This is a genomic window from Simiduia curdlanivorans (genome assembly GCF_030409605.1).
Taxonomy (GTDB): Bacteria; Pseudomonadota; Gammaproteobacteria; order Pseudomonadales; family Cellvibrionaceae; genus Simiduia; species Simiduia curdlanivorans.
In genome coordinates this window covers 2,928,050-2,950,489 of record NZ_JAUFQG010000004.1, presented here as the reverse complement: position 1 = coordinate 2,950,489, position 22,440 = coordinate 2,928,050, and the positions used below count along the sequence as shown (strand labels likewise).

Sequence of the window (22,440 nt, the reverse complement as noted above, 5' to 3'; positions counted from 1 at the left end):
CCGTCAGCCGAGCGTTGTATCCAATTATCTAGCCAACCATCCACCGTCAACGGCCAAGGTAAAACCATGCACATAGTCCGCGGCTGCGCTGGCTAAAAACACCACAGCGCCGCCAAGATCGGACGGATTGCCCCAGCGGCCCGCGGGAATACGGCCGAGAATATCCGTGTTTCGCTTCGGATCATTGCGCAGTTGCTCAGTATTATCCGTAGCCATATAGCCAGGCGCGATAGCGTTAACATTAATACCATGCGCGGCCATTTCATTCGCCATCAACATGGTCAAGCCCTTCACGCCCGATTTACTCGCCGTATAAGAGGCGACTCGAACCCCGCCCTGATAAGACAACATTGAGGCAATATGAATAATTTTCCCGCCACTGCCTTGCTCAATAAAAACTTTTGCCACCGCTTGCGAGAAAAAGAACAGCGTCTTTAGATTGAGATCCATTACCGCGTCCCAATCCTCTTCGCTAAACTCGAGAAAATCATCCCGGCGTATTGTCCCCGCGTTATTCACCAGTATGTCGATACGGCCAAATGCGGCTCTTGCCTGTGCGACAATACCGCCAACACAGTGGCTATCGGTGAGGTCAGCGGTAACCTGCAAATATTTCCTGCCTAGGGCGGTAATGTCTCGCCCGGTTTCAGAAGAATCGCTCACGCCCACACCCACTATGTCCGCACCAGCCTCGGCGAGCGCCAAGGCAATGCCTCGGCCTAGCCCGCGCGAAGCACCAGTGACAATCGCGACTTTTCCGCGCAAATTAAATGCGTCTAAAATCATATTTGCACCCCTATCGCAAGTCACCCGGTTTAAGGTGATCCATGTCGTCGAAGGTTTGGTTTTCCCCCACCATGCCCCAAATAAAAGTGTAATTACTGGTGCCTGCACCTGAGTGAATTGACCAACTTGGCGAGATGACCGCCTGCTCATTGGCAACAACAATGTGGCGCGTCTCATCGGGTCTCCCCATTAAATGAAATACCCGTGATTCATCGGCCATATCAAAGTAGAAATACACTTCCATCCGACGCTCATGGGTATGGCATGGCATGGTATTCCAAATGCTTCCCGGCTCCAGCATGGTTAAGCCCATCACTAATTGACAACTCTGACAGACTGCCGGATGCACATATTGATATATTGTGCGCTTATTAGAGGTTTCAACGCTGCCTAACTTAACCGGATTGGCTTGAGCAATTTCAATTTTTGCGTGTGGGTAACGCTGGTGAGCCGGTGCGCTATTAAAGTAGAACTTTGCTGGCTCATCCGTTGAATCGCTCAAAAGCTGGATGTCTTTTACGCCCATGCCAACATAAAGCCCGTCGCGCTTACCCAGTTCGAAACGAACGCCATCCAACACCACAGCACCTTTGCCGCCCACATTGATAATGCCCGCTTCGCGGCGCTCAAAGAAATACTCAACCCCCATTTCCTTACCGGCTTCCAGTGTCAAACTTTGTTGCACCGGCATAATACCGCCAACCATGATTCGATCCACGTGTGAATAGGTTAGCTTCACCTGGTCGGCAAGGAATAGCGATTCCACTAAAAAGTGCTCACGCAACTGCTCAGACGTGTAGTGCTTTACATCATCGGGGTGATTGGCATAACGAATATTGAGTTCCATACATTTTCTCACTTAACGCTTTAAATATTGGTTTATAGAAACAACCTTTTCGGCTAACGCTCTTCTCTAATCCCATTATAAAAATCAAGAAACAGCGATTTATCGGCATGACTCAGTGTTATCGACCTCGGCCTTCGCTCAGCTTGCGCATAAGGCGAATCAAACCGTTGATACTCAGTTTCAACAAGCGCACCATTGACGATAAAATCACCGCCGAAGCTGAGCTGCATGAGTTTGTGCTTTGATTCATAGCTCAGCTGGCTAGGTGCGAAATTAACAGGGTTACTTTTAATGCGGTTAATGAAGGCAGCGAAACTACCGTCGTTCTGCTCCGTGCTCGCTTCGAACACCCAATAAGTCTCGGCGCCGGGCTGAATCAAATCGACTTGATTAGCGTCGGCGTAGGCCAAATCATTTTTTGCCGTGAATGCAACATACTTATGATCAAGTCGGGCAAAGGCATAGCGGCCATCAATCACTACCTCATCCATTGCATCCTTAGGGAAATGGGCGTGGGTAAAATGCACGATACTTTTTTCCATAAAGCTCGGCTTATCCGGCACCTTGTACATGACCATCACGATATTCTCGTGCTGCACGGCATGGGGCAGTCGACCATTGCCGACCCAATAGCCAGGCGAAGCACTCAGGGCGCCCTTTTCGGCAAGTGATTTCGCGGGATGGGTGGTAAAGATACTGACATCATTGGCCAAGAGTGCGTTCCAAATATGGTGTTGATCGCCATATGAGCCCGGATGATAGGACTGTGCCGTTGCAATCATATAATCTTGCGTGCGATAGGTATAAGTATTGGCTCGCTGGATCGCCACACCATCTGTGGGCAATTCAAGCATTCGACTCACCGTCGGCAACAACCCAGTGCGTCTTAACAAACCAATATTCAGCAATTTTAGATCATGTAAAAACTCATTGGCGAACATGTTGTTATTATCGACATACGCCAGCGTATTACTAATCACCTCCGGATTGGTAAAAGACTCCATCGCCAGCTGCATCATAATTTGCCGGTCGTCCTGACCAACCAGCCCCTCACTTTGCAACTCGATAAGATTCAGACCATTTGATGCCTTAATAATCACATCTGAATCATCAAGGCCAATGGCTTTAATAACCTCGGGGACCTGATATTTTTTAAGATAAGTGAAATTTTGACTCATATTAACGCTGATATCGTACCCATAGCGATCGCCCCAAATCCCGGTAATGACCGGATTCATTGAGGCGTTTTTACCATGAATTTTTTGACGCTCATACATGCGGCCGCTGGTTGAAATAAATGTGCCGCGATAGGACTGACTAGCCACATCATACAACAACAAATCCATGACAATTTTAGCTTTAAGACTAACCTCCTCGTCACCAAAATCTATAAGGTTTGCCAATGGCGCAACGTCTTCGGTGTAATACACCGGCGAATACCACTCGGTAAAACCGTATAACCAGCGTTGCTCTAGCCAAGCCAGCACCCGGGCTCGAGCAATATCCCGGTGCTCTGCGCCACTTTTTCCATCGTTACTAAAGATATCATCGGGCCAAAACTGGCCAATTAAATATTCAGCACTGGCAAAGAGTATTTGGTGATTTTCAGACCAGTAGCACATAGCGTCGGCGCCGGGCTGATCCATCCAGTACTTAAAACCAAGCAAGGACGTTTTCATTCGATCAAGGGCAGCGTCAGGCACTTTGTCCTGATGGTCATACAGAATGCGAATCAACGATGGCAGTCGAAAGTCGGCAGTATCGTAACGGCCATCAATGAACTGGTAAGTTTCTTCTAGCTCGGCGAAATCGAAATCTTCGCCGTGCTGTAACGCATAGAGCGCATCATTTTCACGCTTGGCTAATGCCTGCTCAGGCGCAGCCAGCACCTTCACGATAGCGTTATTACGAATAATATCTGAAACAACCCAGCTGCCGGCAACGAACACCAAAAAAACGAGAAATAACAAACTACTTTTTTTCATTGTTATAGAAACCTCCATTAATGTTCATTCAAACCAATAGCTTCCTCATTTCCGCCAACTCGGCGTCTGACAAGTTATTGTATTCAACCTCTCCCCGCTTAAACTCCAGGTGTTTACGCAGCCGCTCGTGGGTATGCATATCAAGCGGAAAACGGTGGGCAACAATAAATGCCGGTATCAGTAGCAGCAGCGGTAACATAAGCACAATAATCTGGAGTGCAAGAATTACGCTCTCGGGCTGTGCTTGAAAAGCTTCAATATACTTGCCGTCTACCATGCCCCTAACCGGAGGTATGTAACCCGAGATCTGCAGAATAATTCCGACGGTAAAAATACCAATCGCACCAGAGAATTTTCGCATAAAGGTCATGACGCCGCTAAATGAACCAGCGACTCGATAGCCGAATTCCAGCTCGCCAACGTCCGTGACATCGGGGAAAATTGACCATGGCATAACCACACAGCCAACAACACCAAAGCCAATAATGGCGGAAATAACATAGATGCTCATGGCCGGCCAATCTGGTTGATAGAACGCCATGGGCAAGGTACCGAGCAACCAGATAATAATACTAAACTTGTAGACGGTAGATTTTCCGTAACGGTTGGCCAGCATAACAACGGCAGGAATCATAATTATCTGGGCCACCAGCATGGTGCCTATTACCAGATCCGTTTCGCTCTTGCGATCGAGATAGTAGTACATGTAGTACTGAAACACAGCCGCCATCACATCCATCGACAAATAGGCGGTAAAGTAGATGAAAATTAAACTACGGAACGCTTTAACCTTAAAAGGCCGGATAAATGTTGCGATATCAAACTGGCTCTTGGTGTCTGTGACAGGTACTCGTTCATAGGTAAAGAAAAACATAAACAGATAGGGTACGGCAAAGAAAACGGAAAAGATCGCCGCCATAGACAACCAGCCCACCGTTGGGTCGTCAAAGTAATTCACTATCGCCAGCGGTAACACTGCGCCTAGGAGCGAGGCGACCTGTGAGAAAAAGAGCCTAATACCGTTGACGTTGTTACGCTCTTGATAATCGGTACTAATCTCACTGCTCATGGACGAGTATGGCACCAGCGCCACTGTCGCCACGGTGGAAAAGTACAGGTAGGTCAATAACACATAGATAAATTTTTGCGTAACGGAGTCAAAATCCACTGGGTACCAGAGTAAACAAAAAGACGTTATAACACCCACAAAGGTGAGCAGAAAATAAGGTTTTCGGCGCCCCCAGCGAGTGCGAGTATTATCGGTAATGACCCCCATCAGTGGGTCGCTGATGGCATCCCATATTTTTGACAATAGAACAACAGTACCCGCCAGGGCCGGGCTTATCTGCACAACATCGGTAAGAAATCGCAAGTAGAAAAACGCCATTATCACTTGCGAGCCGCCAATAAAAATATCGCCAGTACCGAAAATAATCTTTTCTTTTAACTTAAGTACTGGAATCGAGGACTGCCCCATGGTGACTCCTAGGCTATGCCGCTTCCGAATCAATTAATTTCTTATAATTGATACCGGCAAATAGTAATGAAGCGAGGCCATATTCCCAGTCGTTGCGGCGCGGTGTCAGCTTGTAACCAAGATAAGGGATTAGCTGCAAAGGAATAGTCGGGCCACTGATTAGCGGCATGCTCAACAAACCGTCTTTATATTCCAAACAATCGACAACGGCCCTAAAAGCCCGCAGGGCAGGCTCGCGAAAACGATCGTCGAGGTAACCTTCGCGCAGCCCTTGCAACCAGCCACCGGCGATCAACGCAGTAGCGCTACTTTCGATATAGGTTTTACCGGGTTTATTGAAAACTGTCTCGAAAAAACCGTCTTTGCGTTGGTAGGGTAAAAGCGCCGCCGAGGTTTCCTGAACAATAGCTATAGCCCGCGTTTTTTCGTCACTATTATCTGCAAAATTTTCAATGGCTTTGGGCAAACCGGCAATCACCCAACCATTGCCGCGGCCCCAGAAGAGTTTGTTTTTCGGGTAGCTACAACCCTTGTTCACCCAATAACTGTGGTAGAACAATTTTTCTGTTGGGTCCTGTAAATACTGAGCAAACAAATTAGGTTGTTTGCGAGCAAAATCGTACAATTCTTGGTCGCCTGACGCGCGGCCATACCAGCTAGTAAACACCCCATACATCATCACCGAATCAACCCAAACACTTTTCGGGTAAAGCCAACTTTCGGGGGAGTTACCTAGGTGATTAGGCATATAATCCAGAATTCGCGGGGTGGTTTTCATATAGTTGACGACCCGGTCTACAACTTCCCTATAGCGCACCTCGCCGGTTTTCAGATAAAGCGCGTAGGCGGTAAGCGCTGGGGCGGCAGTGTCGGACTGGTCCACTCGAAAACCGCGCGCAATATGAGCATCCATATAGGCCCGATAAAAATCCAGGTATCTGTCTTCACCCAGCGCCTCATCGAGTAAATACAGTGCGTATGTATAAAGGGCCTCGCCCCACTGCCATTTTAGCTTCGTGGGGTCGAGACGCTTGGTCGACGCGTCGGCCAGTTCAACAACTTTTTCGAACATCACGCTTGTACTCACTCTGTGAATTCCAAGGGGCGCATACCTAAGCCTAACCGGCGCTTTTTGTACGCCTTGGCAGGGGCAAAAGAATGCCTAGAGCCATGGAAGATCCTAACTAACGAAAAGAAGATACATAGCCAAGACTAATCCGCCTGCGCATTCATCACCTGCTAATTTCCGAATTTCATCAGTGTTTCTCGAAAAATGTGTAAATCTATCGATGCTCTGATCGTTATTTGGCCAACTTTGGCAACTTTCGCGTGAAATACTGACCAATATCGATCAATAGCGCTTCGCCCATGACTGTTACAGGCAGGAGACTCGTTTGCCATGCAAACAACGACTGAGCTATACAAATGGAGGTTTATCAAGGCAGGCTTGTGACTCGGCAGTCAAAAGGCAAAATTTGCTGCCGAGGGAGCGCTTATCTCAAATAGGCTGGACTAACCTAGACGGGAAAGGCAAGGAACCTGGGGATACAGCGGCGTGCAAATCCCCCAGCGTCCATCGTGTATCAGTTAACAACAGCAGGATGCAGTACACCAAATGAACCCGCCCTTTTCTTATTTATGTAGTCTGGCATTCAGCTGATCGACCACCTCGGCCCAATCGGCATCCTCATCTATCATGTTCTTCAAGAAAGCGGACTGCGAAGCGTTCCAACAGTCAGCTTGGTACAAGGGCTGATCTGCAGGTAAAGGTCCAGTGGTTTTAATGAACTGTTCAATCGCCTTATCTGAGCTTTCCAAACCAAGTTGATCAAATAATGCGGTGATAGAATGTTGCGGTAATTGCATAACGTTTACCCTCCTTAAACTCACAAAGACTCGCCAAAACTCACCAAAAGTATGGCGCTGGACACAGTCTAACGTCGAATCAGCTGAGAACCAACTGAGGCAAGGATGACGACAAGGGGCCACTAAATTCTACAGTTCCTAAAAAACGCGCGGCTACCGGCATATCAAATCGGCTAACTAGATTTAGCCACGCCTACATGACTCGCTTAATAAAAGCTATGACGAGAAGTGCACAATGATTTCTCGGCGCTGCCGGCCGTGGCGATGTTCCCATAAATACACGCCTTGCCAAACGCCCAGAGCCAGCTGACCATCAATGATGGGAATACCGATACTCACGGCGGTTAACATGGCATTAATGTGTGCAGGCATGTCATCCGCCCCTTCGAGGGTATGGCTGTATAGGGCATCGCCCTCGGGCACCAAACGGTTTAACCAAGCTTCCAAATCGCGCTGAGCACTTATATCGTAATTTTCCTGCACCAATAAACTCGCAGACGTATGGCGAATAAAGAGCGTGCACAAACCATCACCGGAACAATTATCGGCAACAAGTTGGTTTATCTCGCGAGTAATAGCCATCAACCCTTGACCACTCGTTTCAATGACAACCTTAGCAATCATAACCAGCCCCACCTAACAGTTGTGGGACAATAAATACACGGAAGCATCATTGATTACAATGATGCTGAAGATATTCGCGCCGCTCAGTACTTGGGGATGAGTAACAAGTGGTTGCGACCCCAAGCTCGCAATCAAACTATTAAAGATTAGTAGATTTTATAGGTGCCATGATCGACGTACCAATACTCATAGCTACCACCTGAAGCACTGCTCCAATTGTTAATATTAAAGTAACCACTACCACTGCCGTTTCCACGTACAACATAGACCTTCACCGCCAACTTGTTGCGGTACCAATCCAACGCTTGGCCGCTGCTAACAACTTCTGGATTGCCGTTGTAGCCACGGGCAAAAAACGCATAATTGTTACCGAACACCTTTGCTTTTCCGGCGGAGTCTACGCAGGCCGCCGTCGCTTCATCCACTGCAATACCCTTCACATTGCTGTAACTTATGCCCCAATCTTTAGTGGCTCGCGCCATAAAGGTAAGAAACCGACCTTCCCGGTCGCGTTGACTAAAATGCGTGTCAGTCACAGTGTTGGTCATGTATTGAGGTTCCCAGAAGCTATTACGCTTTAACGTTACGCTGCTGTCATATGGATTGGCCAGCGCCTCGCTAGAAATAGCGCCAGTATTTTGCGCCGTGTAATCAATACCGCCAAGAACATGCATACCCGCAGACGTACCGCCAACGGGCGCTTTTTTGGTGTTCATCACGTAGTTCACCGCCGATTCAAGCTTGGTGCCATCCCATAGCGAGTAGTAACTCCATTGATCACCACCGGTAATAAACACCATCTCGGCTTCTTTGATCCAGTTTTCAATAGTGGTGTTGTTCGCATCGGCTTTTGACTCAATTAATATGGTGCGCACAGAGTCAACGCCGCCTAAGCCATAAATATAATCGTTGTAGCTAGTCGTACTGCCCGAGGTGCGCAATACCACAACATCGCCACCGCCCGCATTCGTTATCATCCAAGAAAAGGCAGCATCTACATCGGTGCCGCCGCCCATAAGGCAAGTGCCGCGATTGACACTTTTATTGACATTGCTGGCGTTGCCAGTGATGGCTGTTTGGTATGCCTGCGCATAAACGCTACACAGACATAATATCGCTATTGATACAATATTTGATCGAATTGTGCTCATAGAAAAGCTCCACAGAAAATTGTGACCGTGGGTAAACTCAGGAGGATCGGCAACTGATTTGCAACCTGCACGGACACTTAGCCCGCATTATCGCCGAACAGACTACAACCTATAGTAACCCGCGTTTCTCATTATTGTTGTTCGCAGCGAGTACCCACCTGCAGTCAATGCCGGAAATTGCCGTATTGCGCGATTTCTGCACTAATGCGCCGATAGTGGAGCGCTTCGCGTTTCACTGGCAAGCTGAGCAGGCTTACCAAGGCCCTATTCTGTAAGGGAAGGTCGCTTTAGTGAAAGCCGGCCTTTACTAAGCCACCCCGAAACCCGTTATAGCAGCTCCAGCGGATGCGTTTGCGACCATGGGTAGGTATCGCCAAAGCGGAGGATAAGCATTAATAGATCAGCCAATGTGGGATATAATTCGCCTTTTACCCAAGGTTTAGACGTCCATGGCTATACACCAAGTTGCTCCAGAGTCTTACGAGCAACAACTCGATCACAAGCTCGCCCTACTAAAACGACAATTCGCCACGCTATGCTTGCCGGAGATAGACGTGTATACCTCGCCTTCCAGCCACTATCGCCAACGTGCAGAATTCAAAATTTGGCAGGAAAATGGGCGAGCAAACTACGCCATGTACGAGCCAGGGGAATACAAAAAGCCCTATGTAATTAGCGACTTTCTGGTGGGTTCTGAACGCATTAACCAATTGATGCCGGCATTACTTGACGCCGTCAATAGCAACGAAACTCTGCGCAAGCGTTTATTTCAGGTTGAGTTTCTGACCACCAAAAGTGGCGAAGCGCTAATCACCTTGATTTACCACCGTCCACTAGACGACGAGTGGCAAGGGCTAGCCCAGCAATTAAAAGCCCAGTTAAAGGTCGACATTATTGGCCGCTCGCGCAAGCAAAAGCTGCTACTTGATCGAGATTTTGTTATCGAAAAGTTACAAGTAGACGGTTCAGAGCTGATCTACAAACAAGTGGAAGGCAGCTTTACCCAGCCCAATGCCCACGTGTGTGAAAAAATGTTGAGCTGGGCCAACAAGCATACCCACAATGCCAAAGGCGACCTGCTCGAGCTCTATTGCGGCAATGGCAATTTCACCGTGCCCCTATCCCGTCATTTTAGCAAAGTGCTGGCCACGGAAATTTCCAAGACCTCAGTCGAGGCGGCAAAATTCAACTTTGCCCAAAATGGAATTGAGAATGTGGAAATCGCCCGCATGTCGAGCGAAGAGTTCACCCAAGCTATGGACCACGTCAGGCCTTTCAGGCGCTTAAGCCATATCGATCTAAGTAGTTATCAGTTTTCCAGCATTTTTGTCGACCCACCGAGAGCCGGGCTGGATGACGACACACTAAGCTTAAGCCAACGCTTCGATAATATCATTTACGTATCCTGCAACCCCGATACGCTATTTGACAATTTAACCAAACTATCGGCCACGCACCTGATTGAGCACTTTGCGGTGTTTGACCAATTCCCCTACACCCACCACCTGGAGTGTGGTGTTATTTTACGTCGCCGTTAATCTGATAGCTAACCAAGGTTTTTGCAGACGCCAGCACAAAATCTTTGTACTTGGCTTCTGAATTGAGGCGGTCTTTTTCTAGCCGCTTTTGATCCGCCTTAGACAGGGCCTGCCAGTCAGCCATGCGCGGAATATGTAGCGTCTCATCGGTCAACTTATACAGTGCCGCGTGCTCTTGCCGCGCCGGCGCACCCTGACCTAGCACATCGAGCAGCGCGGTAATTCTAACCGCGGCCTCGGTATGGCTGAGCTGATCATCCAATACGCCCTGCGCCAGTATCCGAATACTGGCCACGCGCTTTTCTTTCTGATCGAGCACAAAGGCATCCAACTCTGCCAATTTCTCGCCTTGCTCACGCTGCTGCTTTTTTACTTGCAACAAGAGATAAGCGGCATAAGCTGCCAAGCCCAAAACAATAACAACGGCCACTACCAACAAAACCATCATGTCTACATACCTATTTCACATTTTTTATTTACAGCTCGGCGGTATCGGCGTCCGCCACATACTCGCCCTCTAGGTCATCTTCTGCCTCACCGATTAATACCTGATCAGCATTATCCAAAGCGGCATTCACTAAATCACCTTTCAACTGTTTCTTGGTTTTAGCGCCTAGCTTGCGGATGTCTTCCGCCCGCTTAATGAGGTTACCCTTACCGGCTTTCAATCGGTTTCTAGCCAGGTCATAAGCTTCCTGAGTGCGCCCTAACGCCTTGCCGATATCATCAAAAGACTCCAGCATACGCACGAACTGGTCGTATAAAGCACCTGCTTGCGCCGCTATTTTTTCAGCATTTTTGTTTTGCTTCTCGTAGCGCCAAATGTTTTCCACGGTACGCAAGGTTGCCAATAACGTGGTTGGGCTGACCAGAATAATATGCTTGTCGTAGGCGTCCTTAAACAGCGCTGCATCCTCTTGTAGGGCCAACATAAAGGCGGCTTCGATGGGCACAAATATGAAAACGAAATCCAGCGTTCTAACGCCTTTGAGGTTTTCATAATCTTTAAAACTGAGGCCATTAATATGGTTGCGCAAGGATTGAATATGGGCGCGTAGATATTGAGCGCGGTGGATCTCGTTGTCGGCACTGCAAAAGCGCTCATAGTCTACCAGGCTGACTTTCGCATCGATGATAATATCTTTATTTTCCGGCAGCCGAACAATAACATCGGGGTTTCTACGAGAGCCTGAATCCGTTTTGAGGCTCACTTGAGTTTCGTATTCGCGTCCCTTTTGTAAGCCTGACTCTTCGAGCAAACGTTCAAGAACAACCTCGCCCCAATTGCCCTGAATTTTGCTGTCGCCCTTGAGCGCATTAGTCAAATTTATAGCATCTTGACTAATTTTCTGGGTTTGCTTTTGCAGTTCTGTGATCTGGCCAACGAGGCGATTTCTGTCCGCCGTTTCCTGCCCGTACACATCATCCACACGCTTTCTAAAATCACCTAATTGTTGCCGCAGAGGCGACAGAGTTAACTCTAAGGATTCCTTACTCTGTAAGCTAAAACGTTGCTGCTTGTCGTCGAAAATGCGATTGGCCGTATTTTCGAACTCTTTCATCATGGATTGTTTAGCGTCGGCTAACAGCGCCAGCTGCTCGGCCATCCGCTGCTGTTGCTGCTCGAGTTGAGTGCTTAAGCGGGCGTTCTCTTCCTTGGCTTGATGCGCAAGCTGCTGATAATCAATGGCCTGCTTTTTAACATCTTCAAACGCTTCGAGTTTCTGAGTCGCTACCGCATGCTGTTGCTGCAAACTATTCAATTCGGATCTGGCTTGATTAAACTTTGCCTCAAGCGCCTCTTTTTCTTGCGCTAAACGCGCCAGCTCTCGGTTGGCAAAATTCAAATCAGACTGCAAGCTATGCGCCTTAAGAGAATGTTCGGCATCCAGTTGTTGCATAAGGTTTTGCTGCTGTTCTCTTTCGCGCAGCTGCCGACGCGCCAAAAGCCACCAAACCAAGGGAAGTAGTAGGAGTGCACTGAGCAAGAAACCAAGGGCAAAACCGAGACTATGTGCTGCATTTATGATCAATACCGAACTCCATTATTTTCCCATTAAAAATGCTCTCTAGAGCCGTCTTGAAGCGTTTGTTATGATGCCTTACTTTTGAAAACTGACTCGATCACACCTTGTCACTCTTTGGCCTGACACTATGACCCCAAGCACACAAAGCCTGCCCCCCTCACTCAGTAAAAAAATTACCGACTTGTGCGCAAAGGGTTACATTCACTACGACGCCAAGGATTACGAATTAGCACTTCGCACATTCTATCAAGCTTGGGTGTTAGTTCCCAAGCCGCAAACTCAATTTGCCGAAGCTGGCTGGATACTCACTGCCCTGTGCGACGCCTATTTCAGGTTAGCCCGCCTACCCCAAGCCTTAGAGGCGGCTAACTCTGCCCTATTTTGCCCCAAGGCGGAACAGAACAATTTTGTCCTGTTTAGGAAGGGCCAAATACTGTTCGATCAAGGTGAGGTCGCTAAAGCGAGAGCCATCTTGCACAAGGCTTACAGCCACGGCGGCGCTAGTTTATTTGATCAAGAAACCAGCAAATATATCGAGGCGATTAGCGACCTGATTAACTGAAATAGAACTTAGAACATTTATAACTCATAGTTTTAAGCAGAAACGTCCACCTGTGCTAAATTTAGAGTCAGCGCCGTTTGGATTAACCACCCAAGCGCGAGTTGAGACCATCATTAGGAATGCACAATGAAAAACCTATTTATCGCACTTAGCCTTACTGGCAGCTTAATTTTTGCACAGGCCGCACTTTCTTGCTCTCGGCCAACAGCGCCTGAAATTCCAGACCCAGCCACGGCTGTGACCCCGCAAATGATTAAAGCCAAAAATGACGTCCAAGCCTACGTCGACCAGGCCGAGAAGTATTTAAAGTGCAATATCAGCACCGCTCAGCACAACTCGACGGTGGACGAGATGAAAGCCGTGGCAGAAAAATTCAACCAAGCCGTGAGGGACTATAAAGCCCGCATGGCCGGTTAATCGGTTAGCGCAAGCGAGCGTCTTGCCGCTTGCGCTTTTATCCAACGTCTTTTGTCTTTATGACACCCTAATCAACCCGCCAACGCTCAATCCTATAGCCACTCGCCGCTCCAATCGTTAAATACCGCCTGCCCGCCTCGGCCTTCAATACTGGGCACACTGTCTTCAAAGCCCTTACGCCAAGCTTCGCTTGTACCGCTTTTAGGTCGCTAAACATTGTTAGCCAATCGAGTATCGCCAGCGTTGGAAACATCAGCCTTAGCCTACCCTGCGCATGCAGGTTCACCGCTTGATTGGGCTTATACCATTGCGCCGAAACGATTTCACGACCGTCGCATTGAATGGCTTTAGGCTCTAAGGCGGCGACATAAAAACGGGTCAGGTAACGCTTTTTGAGAAACGTCGGTGCTCGCCACTCACCGAGGAATTGAAGCTCGTCCAGTGCGACCGATAACGGACTTCTGTGGCACACCTCTTCGTTAAATTCGCGCAGGGCGGCGCGTTTAAAGGTACTGTGGTCAGACGCCTGAGCGTCGCCATCGGCCGGCTCCAGAGCACCGCCGGGAAATACGTGATGGCCTGGCGCCAAGCTCAAACCTTCGGCGCGCTTAGCTAATAAAACCTCATAGCCCTGATGATCAGCACTAGCGCGCAGCGCGATTAAACAAGCCGAGGGTTGCCATTGATCCAACATATAGCGTCCTATAAAAACCTATGAATGGGGAAAGAAAAAATACCCTATCACTACCCTGCCCCCTTAAAGCGCCATATAGCATAAGTACAACTCGCATCAGCTTAAGCTAAATTCACTCAACCAAATGCGCCTCAAAGCAGTAAACTGTGCGCAACTCTTAAAACAGCTAGGAAGCACCTGTGTTCAATTTAGAGGCTGTAACACCCTACTTAAATTCAGGAACCCTGATCCTAACCCCGAACAATCGATTAAAAAACAAACTGCTGCTGGCCTTCGGCAAACAGCAAGGCGCTGCTGACCTCTGGCGAACACCCAAGGTTCAAAGCCTGAACGAATGGTTAACTGAACGCTGGCAGCACTATCAAAATCTCGATGACCTAAGGCACTTGCGGGTCGTCGCCAGCCCGATGGTAACTCGACAACTTTGGACCGCATGCCTAGAGGCCAGCGCAAACACTAATCCGCTGGTGCACCCTAGGCTCTTGGTCGAGCAGCTCGATCAAGCCTACAGCTATTTAAAATTATGGCGAGTAACGCCACAACAGTGGCAGGCCTATGGCAGCGACGCGGATAGGGTTAGGTTACAAGCGTGGATAGACCGCTTCGAAACCCATCTAGCCAGCCTAGGGCTGATGACAGAAGCGCAAAAACTGACCCTGCTGGCCGAGACATTAGAACAGCAGGCCGATGCCTTGGAGCAACGAGATAGTAATGCCAAGCCCACCGTTTGCCTACTGAACTTCGATACCTTAAGCCCGTTGCACGAAACCCTTTTGGCACGGAGCTTCAGTGCGCTAGAGCGCGTCAATAGCAACCAACAGCCGGCGCCGCACAGCAGCCGCACCGAATGTACAGATCCGGCGCAAGAGATGTGGGCAGCCGCGCGCTGGGCCAAAAACCATTTTAAGCAAAACCTTCACCAATCCATTGCCATTATCGACCCCAACCTCGGCCGCAACCGGGCACGGCTGGAGCGCGTTCTGGCAAGAGAGCTGGAGCCTAGCCACCACTTGCCCACTAGCCCGCGCTTTACCATGCCGTTTAACTTTTCCGCTGGCACCCCTTTGGCGCTCTGCCCCATCGTGCTCGACGCCATCAACACCCTGAACTGGCATCAAAGCAAAAGCCCAGAAGACGCCAACTATTGGCTCAACAGCCCCTTCATTGGTCATGCAGAAGATCGAGATCTACGCCACTGGCTAATGACCCAGATACTAAAGAAAACCCGCCCAGAAATAACCCTGACCGCTGTCTCCCAATTGCTTAACGCCGCCGGCGAGCAGAGCGACCTTTGCACGAGTGAAGCCCTAACCCTGTGGCAAGACGGCATCGGCCAATTGCAGCGTTGGCCAGCCAGCCAATCGGGCAAAGCCTGGGCCAGTACCATCCTCAGCAGCCTGAATCATTTCAACTGGCCGGGCCCTAGACGCCTCGATTCAGAGGAGCATCAACAAGTAAAACAATTTCTTAGCCTACTCGAACAGCTCGCGGAGGCCGATTGGCTGAACAAACCCTTAACCCGCGCCGATATGATGGGCTGGCTAAAAGAGCTGACCAGCCGGCAACCCTTTCAACCGCAAACACCGGAATCACCACTGCAAATTCTCGGCACACTGGAATCTGGCGGCCTCGCCTTTGACCGCATTTGGGTACTCGGCATGGATGACAGCCAGTGGCCACCGGCGCCCAACCCCAACCCGTTGATTCCAGCCCTGCTGCAACGGGAGCTCAACATGCCCCACGCCAGCGCCGAGAGAGAGCTCGCCTTTTGCCAAAGTTTAACCAACAACTATTTGCATGCGGCCAAAGAAGTGGTGTTCAGCCACGCCAAGCGCGATGGCGACAGGGAGCTAACCGTCAGCCCTCTGATCGCCCATCTACCCCTAAGCCAACAGGAGCAGGCATCGGCGCCAGGTTTTACCGCGCCGACATTCGAGTGGCTGCAAACACTCGCCGCGCCTCCTGTGAGCGCGCGCGAGCTGAACCACTTGCGCGGCGGCAGCGGCATGCTGCAAAAACAATCGCGCTGCCCTCTGGCCGCATTCATGGAATTGAGACTGTTCGCCAAGCGCCCAGACCCAGCCAGCCCTGGTTTAACGGCGCTGGCGCGCGGCAATATATTGCATCAAGCGCTGTTCTATTTTTGGCAGGCCAAGCCGGACTTGTCGGCCTTAACGCAAGAGGCCATAGACCAGCAGCTATTGGCCGCGGTGGACGCCGCTCTCAATGAAATCAACGTCGAGCGGCAAGCCAGATATCTAGCCAACGAGAAGGCCCGGTTAGTCAGGCTATTGCGCCCTTGGATAGGATTCGAACAGCAGCGCCCTCACTTCGACATCCACAGCCTAGAGCAAGGTCTGAGCCTTACCTTAGGCCAACTGCCGCTACAACTTAGGCTCGATCGGATTGATTCGATCGATGGCCAATGGCTGCTTATCGACTACAAAAGCGGCGCCACGGACCCAAAAAAATGGCTCGGCAGTCGACCGGAAGAACCGCAACTGCCGCTTTATGCCATAGCCCTAACAGACCGACACGAACCGGTGGCCGGCATCGCCTTTGCCGAACTCCGGCAAAAGGATCAAAAGCTATTAGGCATTGCCAAAACGCCCTTCTGCCCCGGCATAATGTTGCCAGACGCCAAGAGCGTGGGCTTTGCCGATTGGCCGACATTGGTTAATCACTGGCGCGAAAGCCTGCTCAATTTAGCCGAAGAGCTGATGACCGGTGTCACACCTTTACAGTTCAGTAGCCCGCAAAGCGAAGCCTACCTAGCCCATTTAAGTCCGCTACTCAGGCAGGCTGAGCAAACCTCACTGGCCCAGTACTTTCCCGTTAGCGAGGCGAGCTCATGAACCAGACACAACCGATAGATGCCAAGGTTCGCGCCCGCGCCCTCGATCCCACTGCCTCTTTCGCCGTCACCGCACCGGCCGGCTCGGGCAAAACCGGCCTGCTCACTCAGCGGGTTCTGCGCCTCCTGCACATTTGCGACAACCCCGAAGAAGTACTCGCCATCACCTTCACGCGCAAGGCCGCAGGTGAAATGCGCGAGCGCATTACTCAAGCGCTGAATCAGGCCCAGCACCACGCCTGCCCGGAAAATCCCCACGATGCAAAAACCTGGCAGCTAGCCAAAGCGGTGTTAGAGCGCGACCAACAGCTCGGCTGGCAGTTGATTCAATCGCCGAACCGGCTGCGCATCCAAACCATCGATGGCCTATCGCGCCAACTGGCCAAGCAGTTGCCCTTTGACTCGGGCATGGGCAGCCTGCCGGAGCCCAGCGACCAACCGGAGCCGCTGTACCGCGCCGCGGTCTTGTCGCTGTTTCAAAAGCTTGAATCGGACGACCCCATCGCCGACGATATCGCTCTTATTTTGAGCGAGCTAGACAACCGTTACGACACCTTTGAAGCGCTGCTATTGTCGCTGTTACGCCAGCGCGACCAATGGCTCGGGCTTACCCTTGCCATGCGCAACGCCGAGGCAAAACCCTACTTAGAGAAAAGCCTACAATCCTTAATTATCAATGAGTTAGAAGCATCTTTTAAGGTGCTCTTACAACACGAACTTAGCCTTTGCGAGTTGGCTCGCTACGCCGCCGCCAACCTGCTGGCAGAGCAGAAAAGCGACCCCCTAACCGAGCTGGCCGAGCTCAATCAACTGGCCTGGGACGTCAGCTCCGGCGCCGCCATCAACCAACAGCTTGCAACAACCAAAGCCTTGCTGAATTTACTGCTGACCAAAGATGGCGGCTGGCGCAAGCGGCTCGACAAGAACATGGGATTTCCACCCGAGCGCGCACCCGACATATCGAAACAAGAGGCCAAGGCATGGAAGGAGCGCCTAAGTGCGTTAATCGAGCAATTCACCGCCACAGAGGGACTACTGGAGCGTTTTCGAGGGCTCCGGGCCTTGCCGCAAGCCACCTACAGCGACGCCGAATGGCAGCTGCTGGACGCACTGACGCGCTTACTGCCCTATTTAGCGGCAGAGTTAACCGTGGTATTTAGCCGCGAGGGCTGCAGTGATTTCATCGACACGGCACAAGCAGCGCTCACCGCGCTGGGTAACTTCGACGAGCCTTCGGAGCTGGCGCTAAAGCTCGACTACCACATCAAGCACATCTTGATCGACGAATTTCAAGACACCTCCGTACCGCAGCGGCGCTTGATTGAGCTACTTACCGCGGGCTGGGAACCAGAGGATGGCCGCACGCTATTTATCGTCGGCGACGGCATGCAGTCTTGTTACGGTTTTCGCAATGCCAAGGTAGGTATTTTCCTGCAGGCGCGCAGCCAAGGCATCGGCAACATCAGGCTCGAACCGCTCGATCTGGTGGTCAACTTCCGCAGCCAACAAGGTGTGGTGGATTGGGTTAACGCGCAGTTTGCTCAGGCCTTCCCCCTGCAAGATGACATTACCCGCGGCAACGTTGCCTACTACCCGAGCCAAGCCATTAAGCCAGCACTGGGCCTTGCCGGTGCCCAGCTCACCCTACTCGCGAAAGCCGAGCCGTCCGCAGCCAGTCAGGTCGATTCCACTGCTAGCCAAGACCACACCAGTGCCCGGCAAGATCCGAATGTAACAATGGAGATTGATGTAGACCTCGGCCAAGCCGAAGCCGAACACATCCTCGCGCTGATTCAACGCCTGAAAGGCGAGTGCCCGACCGACTCTATCGCCCTACTAGCCCGCACCCGCAGCCACCTGCGCGAGACCCTGCGACAATTGGACTTGGCGGGCATTCGCTATCAAGCGTCGGAGTTAGATAACCTCGCCGGGCGCATGGCGGTGCAGGATTTGCAAACCTTGCTCAGAGCCCTGTTAGATCCAACCGACCGCATCAGCTGGCTCGGCATCCTGCGCGCACCTTGGTGTGGGTTAGATAACGGCGATTTATTAGCCCTAGTGCAACACCCTGCAGCGCCGCTGATGGCCGATGGTCAAGCCTGCATCTGGCAACAAATGCAGGACCACAGCCAGATCGAGGCTTTATCCGATGCCGGCCGGCAAGCGCTCGCCCGCACCGTCGCGGTATTGCAACAAAGCCTGGAGCAACGGGCGCGCAAACCCCTGCGCGACTGGCTGGAAGGCTGCTGGCTCGCGCTGGGTGGTCAAGCCAGCCTGATCGAAGCCAGCGATATCGCCAACTGCCAGACCTTTCTCGACTTACTCGAAGCCCACAGCCACGGCGGCCAAGTGCGCCACTGGCAAACCTTCGAAGAAGCGGTCGCCCGATTATACGCGGCGCCAGCGCCCCATGCAGACCCGCTCTTGCAGGTGATGACCATCCACAAGTCCAAGGGCTTAGAGTTTGACCACGTGATCATTCCGGGCCTGCATAAGCGCCCGCGCGCCGACAGCCGGGAACTGCTGGTATGGCTGGATCAGATTGACGCACAAGGCGAACAGCAAATTCTACTCAGCCCGCTCAGCAATTTTGAAACCAGTGAGCTGTACAGTTATATCCAAGGTGAAAAATCAGCCCGCACCCGAACCGAAGCCACGCGCCTATTTTACGTGGGCGCCACCCGCGCCATTAAGCAGCTGCACCTGTTCGCCTGTGTAAACCAAAAAGGTGGCGAACTGGTTGCCCCCAGCAGCAGCTCGCTATTGGCCAGTATTTGGGACGGAGTAAGAGACCAAGCCAAGCTGCGATTTATTCAACCGAAAGCCAGCCAGCACCGCAGCCAAGACCAAACACAGGGTTGGATTCGGCGCCTGCCCGGTCACTGGCAATTGCCGCAAGCAGAAACATCAACACCACTGGCGGATTATCGAGGCCGCAGCCAAGCCGCCGAGCAAACCCGCACAGCCGCACACGAGCTAGGCCAATCAGGCGATCTGTTTGCCGAGCCAAACCCGGCAATGGACCAAGAAGATTTAAACAGGCCCGATCTAAACCAATTATTCGAGGCCGATAGCCGCGCCATCGGGACACTCCTGCATAGCGCCATTCAAGCGTTTACCGAGGCGGGACAAATCCCGAGCAGCGCCAATATCGCACCGAGGCTAAAGCGCTGGCAGCTACACCTAAAGCAAGCCGGGGTTGCAGATCCAGCGCGAGGCGCTGAGCTGATTCAAACCGCGCTGTTGTCGATGGCGGCGAGCGACAAAGGCCGCTGGCTGCTGGATCACAGCCACACAGACAGCGCCTGCGAATTAGACCTGTGGGCCAGCGGCGGCAAAGATCCTGCCGGCCAATCTCAGCCCAAGCTTTGGGTTATAGACCGCACCTTTATCGATCAAGGCGTGCGTTGGGTGGTGGATTATAAAAGCGCCAAACCTGCAGCTGATCAAAGCATGGCGAGCTTCCTCGCCGAGCAAACGGCCATGCACCAAGCGCAGCTACAAAACTATGTGCGCCTGGTCAAAAAACTCGGGCCAGAGCCGGTGCGGAGTGCGCTGTATTTCCCCCTGTGCGACCAGTTTGCACCGCTGACAATGGAATAAAATCGGGTTTTGCACCTAAGTTTGTTAATTTTGTGCCAAAACCTTGCCAAGGCAGCCCCAAAACCCAGTAGAATGGCGCACCGCTAAACAATCGAAGTAGAGACTGTTGTTCCATGACAAACCGCGCAGTAGATGATTTAAACGTCGTATCGCAAGAGATATTAATTTCCCCCGATGCCCTGAAAACCGAGCTACCGCTGACCGACGCTGCGTTAAAGTCTGTCACCGAGGGCCGCCAAACCATCCGCAATATTCTCGATCGTAAAGATCACCGCGTGTTTGTGGTTATTGGCCCCTGCTCTATTCACGACGTCGAAGCCGCCAAGGACTATGCCCGGCGCTTGAAAGTGTTAGCCGAGGAAGTGTCGGATACCCTCTATATCGTCATGCGTGTCTATTTCGAAAAGCCCCGCACCACCGTGGGCTGGAAAGGTTTAATCAACGACCCCTACCTGAATGACTCCTTTAAGATTCAGGAGGGTTTACACATTGGCCGGCAGTTGCTGCTCGATATCGCCGAACTCGGGTTGCCCACCGCCACCGAAGCGCTAGACCCCATTTCACCCCAGTACCTGCAGGATTTGATCGCTTGGTCAGCCATCGGCGCGCGCACCACGGAATCGCAAACACACCGGGAAATGGCCAGTGGCCTGTCTTCCTCTGTCGGCTTTAAGAATGGCACCGATGGCTCCTTAACCGTCGCCATCAACGCCCTGCAGTCGGTTGCCAACCCGCACCGCTTTCTAGGTATCAACGAGCAGGGTCAAGTATCGATCATCCACACCGCGGGCAACCCCTACGGCCACGTGGTATTGCGCGGCGGCAACGACAAGCCCAACTACGACTCGGTCAGCGTCGCCATGTGCGAGAAAGAGCTCAGCGCCGCGAAAATACCGGCCAATATCATGGTCGACTGCAGCCACGCTAACTCCAACAAGAAACACGAACTGCAAATATTGGTATTGGATAACATCGCCAACCAAATCGTCGAAGGCAATAAGTCGATCATTGGCGTAATGGTGGAAAGTAACATTGGCGCCGGCAATCAAAAGATGACTGCCGATAAAGCCGACCTGAAATACGGAGTATCGATTACCGATGCCTGTATCGACTGGGAATCTACCGAAGCTTGCCTGCGCTCCATGCACGCCAAGCTAAAAGACGTATTGCCCAAGCGCTGAGTTCGTTTCAGCGAATACAAAAAAAGCGAGCATCTAGCTCGCCTTTTTATTTGCAGCTGACAAGGCTTAGTCGTAATAAGCGTTGCTCTTATCGCTGTGATCGGTCATATCGCGCACGCCTTTTAACGCCGGCACGCGCTCTATTAGCGTTTTCTCAACACCCTCTTTCAGGGTTACGTCTACTGCACTACAGCCCTGACAACCACCACCGAACTTCAATACGGCGTACATATCTTCGGTAATGTGCGACAAGCTCACCACACCACCGTGTGAAGCCAAACCGGGATTCACCTCGTTAAATAACACGTAATTGATCTTGTCTTCGATCGGGCTGTCATCGTTAATTTTAGGCATTTTTGAGTTAGGCGCGCGAATGGTGAGCTGGCCGCCCATCTTATCGGCGGCGTAATCCACCTTCGCCTCATCCAAATAGGGCAGCGACTTCTCTTCGAAATAGGCGTTAAAACCTTCGTAATTGACCTCGACATCGGCATCGCGATCGTCGCCCGGGCGCGAATAGGCGATACAGGTCTCTGCCTGCGGCGTGCCGGGGCTGGAGACAAACATGCGAATTGCAATACCGGGGGTATTTTGCTTTTCGAGCAATTCTTGCAAATACTTTTGAGCGGACTCTGTAATCGTAACGTTAACCATCGGTTTGTAATGCCTTCGCTGGTAATTACCTGATTGAAACACTCGGGTATTCTAATCAATCGCGCCGCAAAGCAAAACAAACATTTGAAATTCTTCGTGAAACAGGATTAATCACCCTTTAACGCCCCACTTTTGCGGATTTCTGATAGAATCGCCAACCTACATCAAAATGTT

Annotated in this window: 18 protein-coding genes; 6 read left to right on the top strand and 12 right to left on the bottom strand. The window is 51.2% G+C overall.

Annotated elements, in window-relative coordinates; all coding sequences use genetic code 11:
• Positions 1 to 24: 24 nt before the first annotated feature.
• From kduD to QWY82_RS12985, 8 genes are all read right to left on the bottom strand, one after another.
• Positions 25 to 786: a 2-dehydro-3-deoxy-D-gluconate 5-dehydrogenase KduD gene (kduD, locus tag QWY82_RS13020; RefSeq protein WP_290263025.1), complete on the bottom strand. Its 762-nt coding sequence runs from the start codon at positions 784 to 786 to the stop codon at positions 25 to 27.
• A 10-nt stretch (positions 787 to 796) separates the two neighbouring features.
• Positions 797 to 1,633, bottom strand: a complete 837-nt coding sequence (gene kduI, locus QWY82_RS13015; protein WP_290263022.1) for a 5-dehydro-4-deoxy-D-glucuronate isomerase — start codon at positions 1,631 to 1,633, stop codon at positions 797 to 799.
• Between the two features lie 53 nt (positions 1,634 to 1,686).
• Positions 1,687 to 3,618 carry a hypothetical protein gene (locus QWY82_RS13010; protein ID WP_290263020.1) on the bottom strand — a complete coding sequence of 644 codons (1,932 nt, stop codon included), beginning with the start codon at positions 3,616 to 3,618 and terminating at the stop codon, positions 1,687 to 1,689.
• A gap of 28 nt (positions 3,619 to 3,646) precedes the next feature.
• The gene (locus tag QWY82_RS13005; RefSeq protein ID WP_290263018.1) at positions 3,647 to 5,095 is read right to left on the bottom strand and encodes an MFS transporter; all 1,449 of its coding nucleotides are present in this window, start codon (positions 5,093 to 5,095) and stop codon (positions 3,647 to 3,649) included.
• Positions 5,096 to 5,108: 13 nt separating this feature from the next.
• Positions 5,109 to 6,182, bottom strand: a complete 1,074-nt coding sequence (locus QWY82_RS13000) for a glycoside hydrolase family 88 protein (protein ID WP_290263016.1) — start codon at positions 6,180 to 6,182, stop codon at positions 5,109 to 5,111.
• A 545-nt stretch (positions 6,183 to 6,727) separates the two neighbouring features.
• The gene (locus QWY82_RS12995; protein WP_290263014.1) at positions 6,728 to 6,961 is read right to left on the bottom strand and encodes a DUF2789 domain-containing protein; all 234 of its coding nucleotides are present in this window, start codon (positions 6,959 to 6,961) and stop codon (positions 6,728 to 6,730) included.
• 216 nt (positions 6,962 to 7,177) lie between these two features.
• Positions 7,178 to 7,585 (bottom strand): secondary thiamine-phosphate synthase enzyme YjbQ, encoded by a 408-nt coding sequence (locus QWY82_RS12990; RefSeq protein WP_290263013.1) that lies wholly within the window; start codon positions 7,583 to 7,585, stop codon positions 7,178 to 7,180.
• Positions 7,586 to 7,731: 146 nt separating this feature from the next.
• Entirely contained in the window at positions 7,732 to 8,736 is a 1,005-nt protein-coding gene (locus QWY82_RS12985; RefSeq protein ID WP_290263011.1) for a cyanophycinase, read from the bottom strand.
• A gap of 449 nt (positions 8,737 to 9,185) precedes the next feature.
• On the opposite strand from QWY82_RS12985, the gene trmA reads away from it, so the two are divergent.
• A complete protein-coding gene (gene trmA, locus QWY82_RS12980; protein WP_290263009.1) occupies positions 9,186 to 10,274 on the top strand; it encodes a tRNA (uridine(54)-C5)-methyltransferase TrmA in 1,089 nt (362 codons plus the stop codon).
• On the opposite strand, the gene QWY82_RS12975 is transcribed toward trmA, so the two are convergent.
• Positions 10,255 to 10,722 (bottom strand): DUF2489 domain-containing protein, encoded by a 468-nt coding sequence (locus tag QWY82_RS12975; RefSeq protein WP_290263007.1) that lies wholly within the window; start codon positions 10,720 to 10,722, stop codon positions 10,255 to 10,257. The genes trmA and QWY82_RS12975 overlap by 20 nt on opposite strands.
• 28 nt (positions 10,723 to 10,750) lie before the next feature.
• The gene (locus tag QWY82_RS12970) at positions 10,751 to 12,307 is read right to left on the bottom strand and encodes a DNA recombination protein RmuC (protein WP_290263005.1); all 1,557 of its coding nucleotides are present in this window, start codon (positions 12,305 to 12,307) and stop codon (positions 10,751 to 10,753) included.
• 121 nt (positions 12,308 to 12,428) lie between these two features.
• Between QWY82_RS12970 and QWY82_RS12965 the strand changes: the two genes are divergently transcribed.
• Complete coding sequence (locus QWY82_RS12965; RefSeq protein ID WP_290263004.1) at positions 12,429 to 12,863, top strand: hypothetical protein; 435 nt, start codon at positions 12,429 to 12,431, stop codon at positions 12,861 to 12,863.
• A 126-nt stretch (positions 12,864 to 12,989) separates the two neighbouring features.
• The gene (locus QWY82_RS12960; RefSeq protein ID WP_290263002.1) at positions 12,990 to 13,280 is read left to right on the top strand and encodes a hypothetical protein; all 291 of its coding nucleotides are present in this window, start codon (positions 12,990 to 12,992) and stop codon (positions 13,278 to 13,280) included.
• Between the two features lie 67 nt (positions 13,281 to 13,347).
• On the opposite strand, the gene QWY82_RS12955 is transcribed toward QWY82_RS12960, so the two are convergent.
• Positions 13,348 to 13,974, bottom strand: coding sequence for an NUDIX hydrolase (locus tag QWY82_RS12955; protein WP_290263001.1), 627 nt, complete (start codon positions 13,972 to 13,974; stop codon positions 13,348 to 13,350).
• Between the two features lie 179 nt (positions 13,975 to 14,153).
• Here QWY82_RS12955 and QWY82_RS12950 point away from each other — a divergent pair, with 179 nt between their 5' ends.
• The 3 genes from QWY82_RS12950 to QWY82_RS12940 all read left to right on the top strand — a co-directional run bounded on the left by QWY82_RS12950 (position 14,154) and on the right by QWY82_RS12940 (position 21,612).
• A complete protein-coding gene (locus tag QWY82_RS12950) occupies positions 14,154 to 16,829 on the top strand; it encodes a PD-(D/E)XK nuclease family protein (RefSeq protein WP_290262999.1) in 2,676 nt (891 codons plus the stop codon).
• Positions 16,826 to 20,431 (top strand): UvrD-helicase domain-containing protein, encoded by a 3,606-nt coding sequence (locus QWY82_RS12945; RefSeq protein ID WP_290262997.1) that lies wholly within the window; start codon positions 16,826 to 16,828, stop codon positions 20,429 to 20,431. Before QWY82_RS12950 ends, QWY82_RS12945 begins: the two co-directional genes overlap by 4 nt.
• A gap of 113 nt (positions 20,432 to 20,544) precedes the next feature.
• On the top strand, positions 20,545 to 21,612 hold the full coding sequence (locus QWY82_RS12940; RefSeq protein ID WP_290262995.1) for a 3-deoxy-7-phosphoheptulonate synthase: 1,068 nt from the start codon (positions 20,545 to 20,547) through the stop codon (positions 21,610 to 21,612).
• A 66-nt stretch (positions 21,613 to 21,678) separates the two neighbouring features.
• Here the strand turns inward: QWY82_RS12940 and nfuA are convergent, their stop codons facing one another.
• Positions 21,679 to 22,266: a Fe-S biogenesis protein NfuA gene (gene nfuA / locus QWY82_RS12935; protein WP_290262994.1), complete on the bottom strand. Its 588-nt coding sequence runs from the start codon at positions 22,264 to 22,266 to the stop codon at positions 21,679 to 21,681.
• Positions 22,267 to 22,440 lie beyond the last annotated feature (174 nt).

Coding starts and splice junctions, on each gene's coding strand:
- nfuA (WP_290262994.1), bottom strand. CDS start 22,266: ATGGTTAACGTTACGATTACAGAGTCCGCTCAAAAGTATTTGCAAGAA.
- kduD (WP_290263025.1), bottom strand. CDS start 786: ATGATTTTAGACGCATTTAATTTGCGCGGAAAAGTCGCGATTGTCACT.
- QWY82_RS12945 (WP_290262997.1), top strand. CDS start 16,826: ATGAACCAGACACAACCGATAGATGCCAAGGTTCGCGCCCGCGCCCTC.
- QWY82_RS13010 (WP_290263020.1), bottom strand. CDS start 3,618: ATGAAAAAAAGTAGTTTGTTATTTCTCGTTTTTTTGGTGTTCGTTGCC.
- QWY82_RS12940 (WP_290262995.1), top strand. CDS start 20,545: ATGACAAACCGCGCAGTAGATGATTTAAACGTCGTATCGCAAGAGATA.
- QWY82_RS13005 (WP_290263018.1), bottom strand. CDS start 5,095: ATGGGGCAGTCCTCGATTCCAGTACTTAAGTTAAAAGAAAAGATTATT.
- QWY82_RS12965 (WP_290263004.1), top strand. CDS start 12,429: ATGACCCCAAGCACACAAAGCCTGCCCCCCTCACTCAGTAAAAAAATT.
- trmA (WP_290263009.1), top strand. CDS start 9,186: ATGGCTATACACCAAGTTGCTCCAGAGTCTTACGAGCAACAACTCGAT.
- QWY82_RS12975 (WP_290263007.1), bottom strand. CDS start 10,722: ATGATGGTTTTGTTGGTAGTGGCCGTTGTTATTGTTTTGGGCTTGGCA.
- kduI (WP_290263022.1), bottom strand. CDS start 1,633: ATGGAACTCAATATTCGTTATGCCAATCACCCCGATGATGTAAAGCAC.
- QWY82_RS12995 (WP_290263014.1), bottom strand. CDS start 6,961: ATGCAATTACCGCAACATTCTATCACCGCATTATTTGATCAACTTGGT.
- QWY82_RS12985 (WP_290263011.1), bottom strand. CDS start 8,736: ATGAGCACAATTCGATCAAATATTGTATCAATAGCGATATTATGTCTG.
- QWY82_RS12960 (WP_290263002.1), top strand. CDS start 12,990: ATGAAAAACCTATTTATCGCACTTAGCCTTACTGGCAGCTTAATTTTT.
- QWY82_RS12955 (WP_290263001.1), bottom strand. CDS start 13,974: ATGTTGGATCAATGGCAACCCTCGGCTTGTTTAATCGCGCTGCGCGCT.
- QWY82_RS12990 (WP_290263013.1), bottom strand. CDS start 7,585: ATGATTGCTAAGGTTGTCATTGAAACGAGTGGTCAAGGGTTGATGGCT.